This window comes from Shewanella sp. SG41-4 (assembly GCF_014164505.1).
GTDB lineage: Bacteria > Pseudomonadota > Gammaproteobacteria > Enterobacterales > Shewanellaceae > Shewanella.
This window is the reverse complement of sequence record NZ_JACJFI010000329.1, coordinates 1-3,750: the sequence shown is the minus strand read 5'-3', so window position 1 is coordinate 3,750 and position 3,750 is coordinate 1. Positions and strand designations below refer to the sequence as shown.

At 42.0% G+C, this 3,750-nt stretch carries 4 protein-coding genes; 1 reads left to right on the top strand and 3 read right to left on the bottom strand.

Annotated features, from left to right (window positions below; genetic code table 11):
- From H5202_RS19085 to H5202_RS19075, 3 genes are all read right to left on the bottom strand, one after another.
- The coding region (locus H5202_RS19085; RefSeq protein WP_182773457.1) for a YbhB/YbcL family Raf kinase inhibitor-like protein at positions 1-576 on the bottom strand (576 nt) is incomplete at its 3' end.
- A gap of 86 nt (positions 577-662) precedes the next feature.
- Complete coding sequence (locus H5202_RS19080) at positions 663-2,099, bottom strand: ATP-binding protein (RefSeq protein ID WP_182773456.1); 1,437 nt, start codon at positions 2,097-2,099, stop codon at positions 663-665.
- Positions 2,100-2,108: 9 nt separating this feature from the next.
- A complete protein-coding gene (locus H5202_RS19075; RefSeq protein ID WP_182773455.1) occupies positions 2,109-2,792 on the bottom strand; it encodes a response regulator transcription factor in 684 nt (227 codons plus the stop codon).
- A 396-nt stretch (positions 2,793-3,188) separates the two neighbouring features.
- Here H5202_RS19075 and H5202_RS19070 point away from each other — a divergent pair.
- On the top strand, positions 3,189-3,750 hold a 562-nt coding region (locus H5202_RS19070), incomplete at its 3' end, for a cation diffusion facilitator family transporter (RefSeq protein ID WP_220493934.1).

Sequence of the window (3,750 nt, the reverse complement as noted above, 5' to 3'; positions counted from 1 at the left end):
GGCAGAAACTGGGGCTGACACAGAGGCAGACGAATCGATATCTAAAAATTTGGATAGCGCATACAGATGAAAAGTATACACTTTTTGACCTGGTCCTTTAGAGCATGGCGGTGCATACTCGTTACGATCATTCACAGTATTACTGCCAAATGAACCAACAGATTGATATTCTTTACTGCCAGAACCAATACCAGAAGCTTGCGCCGGAATATTGTAAACAATCCAATACCACTTGAGTTCCTCAGGCTGGTTTGGTTTAGGTGCCTGAGTGTCACCTTGAGGTGGAGTGCCTTTTTTATTGTCAGCCGAGTCAGGCTTTGATGTATTTTGTTCATTGTTGGTCGGGTGTTGATTAGGCAGGTGATCCATTATCACCACCAATGACTGGGTTCCGTCTGGTACTCCGCTCCAACTTAATGGTGGTGAAATGCCCTCTCCCTCACAGGTAAATTCAACTGGCAATGCCCCCTTATCGGAAAATGCAGGGCTGGTGAGTTCAAGTGACGGTTTGGCATTAACGGCGGTTGCACTAAGCAACGTCAAAGATAAAATGGAGCCAATAATGTGGGTATTCATGGCCTAACCTCCAATACACTTAAGTTAACGATTAATGAGTTAACTTAAGTGTATCGATTAGGCTTCGCTGATGGATGACAATGTTGTCATTTAACGATGGGTAACAACAGCCGCACAGTCACAACGTCACTATCACTGGGCTCAAGCGTAAGATCTCCACCGTGTGCGCGAGCGATTTCTCTGGCTAAACTTAACCCTAGACCACTGCCAGATATCCCTTGGGTATGAGTAGGTTCTCCGCGGTAAAAACGATCAAACAGTTTGGCCCTGACATCGTGAGATATCGGCAGACAAAAATTGCTAATCACCACTTCTATAACAGACTCGTTTTGACGGGCGTGGATAGTGACACCTTTGTAATGAAGGCTATAACGCATTACGTTTACGAGCAGATTATTTAACAGCTGCCTCAGCAACACAATATCGCCTTTAGTGATTAAACCTTTCTCAATAACACAATCAAGCTCCAGTTCATCCGACAGCAAGGTCATATCGGCGATCAACTCATCGACCAATATCGTGATATTTATCGGCTCAAAATGCAATGCCATTGATCCAGAGTCCGCCTGTGATAGCAGCAACAATTTACGGGTAATAGCTGACAAATGCCCCACTTCATCAAGAATGGCATTGAGATCCAATTGCGATGAATTTTCAGACAATACAGCTTGTTCAAGCTTGCCTCTTAGCACTGTGAGTGGTGTTTTTAGCTCATGAGCTGCATCAGCAGTAAAACGAGAAACTTGTCGAAAACTGTCCTCTAGGCGATCGAGCATCGTATTGTATGCATCAATCAACATTTTGAACTCTTTGTCTTCTTTATGCTCAGATAAGCGATGGCTAAGATCTTTTTGGGTCACCTTATCCATTGCTTTATGTAATCGGTTTATTGGTCTAATCGTATTAGTTGTGATAAACCATGCCCCTAAAATACTGAGCAGTAGAGAAAAAGGAATAACCACAATCAGCGCGGCCTGCAAGGTGCTCGTTAACTGGCTAGTGGTAGCAGCAACATCCACAGCGATAAAGCTTGATTGGTTTGAAGCTTGAAATAAACTGGCTCGCCATTGGTTTTGCTGATGTTCAAAAAAGGCAAATTGACAAACAACGTTGGCTTTATGGTTATCGGTTAGTCTTCCTGGCTCAGCGCTAAGCCAATTTAAGCGGCTTATGACATCTTGTACATCTACACCCGTTGGCGAAGTCAAAAAACCTTGCTCCACAGAACCGACAGATAGCATTAATTGGTTAGGTGAACTAACTCGCAACTTGTCTGTTAAATCAGTCATTAACCTACCACCAGAAAGCGAAGTGTCGCGTAAATTATTTATATTGGCAGCGGGGTTATTTGTATCAAGCGGTATACGTTTACGTATTAAGCGTTTTGCTTCCATACAAAGACGAGAATCAAGGTGATCAAGTTCCACCGCCATGATACGCGACCAACTTAAGCTGATAACCAGCGCAAGTACAGCTGTCACAGTTAAAATTGATATGGCAAAAATACGAGTACGAAAATACATATTAAAACCTTATCGAATGCTCAGGCGATAGCCTGTGCCACGGACAGACTCTATAGCGCCAACCATTTTACCCGCCTTCTCTAATGAAGCCATTTTACTGCGGATACGTTTAATGCACACGTCAACAACATTGGTACAAGGATCAAAGTCATATCCCCAAACATGCTCCAACAGCTGTCCTCGGGTTAATACTTGGTTAGGTGAACGCATTAAGTGCTCAAGCAGGCTAAACTCTCGGCTAGTGAGTTCGACTGATTGCCCCTGACAATTAATGCTTCGATTAATGCAATCAAGTTGCAATGAGCCGACCTCAACGACATGCTGTTGTGTGCCGCTATGGCGTCGAAGCAAGGCTTGAATCCGAGCATGCAACTCTTCAACATAAAACGGTTTTGCTAAATAATCATCAGCGCCCATGTCTAACCCTTTAACGCGGTCACCTAATTCATTACGTGCCGTAAGCAGAATAATGGGCGTATCGACACCTTGTTGACGCAGAGAACGAAGAATATCCAAACCATCTCTGCCCGGAAGCATAATGTCGAGAATAATAACATCATGGTTATTGTTACTTGCCGCCTGATAACCTTGATTACCATCGGCACAATGAGTGACGTTGAAATGTTTGGTGCGCAAACCTTCACAGATAAAATCTGCAATTTTTTGTTCATCTTCGACAAGCAATACTTTCATTGAGTTTTATCCTTCGGAAACACTTAAAAGTATCTCACCTGACACATCACACTCGCAACCTATATGACAACATTGTCATTTAATGCTAGAGGGTAATGAGCATTGTTTACATTTTATTTTGCCGATTTAATCTTTAATGACGATTATTGTAGTAAGGCTGGTTTTTCAGTTAGTTTATTGACTTAAGCTCATGCTAATTTTTTAGACACCTTTAGTTATCATTACTTGCTCCCCATGCTATCAAAAACACAGTCCCCCTTTTTAATCAAAAACATATATCACCATCAGACTATCAAGCTAACGATTTGGGATATTTAATATAAAGTAACCATTCATTTACTTTGACTATCAAACAATATAACATCGAGAATTACTTGATAATCAAACTACTTTCTTATGAATAAAATTGCCGAAAAATATATCCACCAACACAATTTCACCTCCGTTAACGAGCAAAATGTCAAACGCACCTGGTATGTACTTATTATTACAGTCATCACCATGGCCATCGAAGTGATAGCGGGTACGATATATGGCTCTATGGCCTTACTCGCTGATGGTTGGCATATGGGGACTCATGCCGCTGCTTTTTGTATTACGTTATTCACCTATAGCTATGCAAAAAAGCACGCTAATAGTGACAAATTCTCTTTTGGCGTGGGGAAAGTCGGCGTTCTCGGTGGATATACAAGTGCAATCGCATTAGCCATTGTCGCTATCATGATGATAGTAGAATCTCTACATCGTTTGTGGTCACCTATTGAGATCCAATTTAACCAATCTATTCTGGTGGCTATCGTAGGCTTGGTCGTCAACATCGCCAGTATGTTTATATTGGGTCATGAACATCACGGTCATGACCACGGTGACCACAAGCATCATAGCCATAAACATGATGATCACGAACATGATGACCATAAACATCACAACCACGAACATGATGACAATAAACATCATA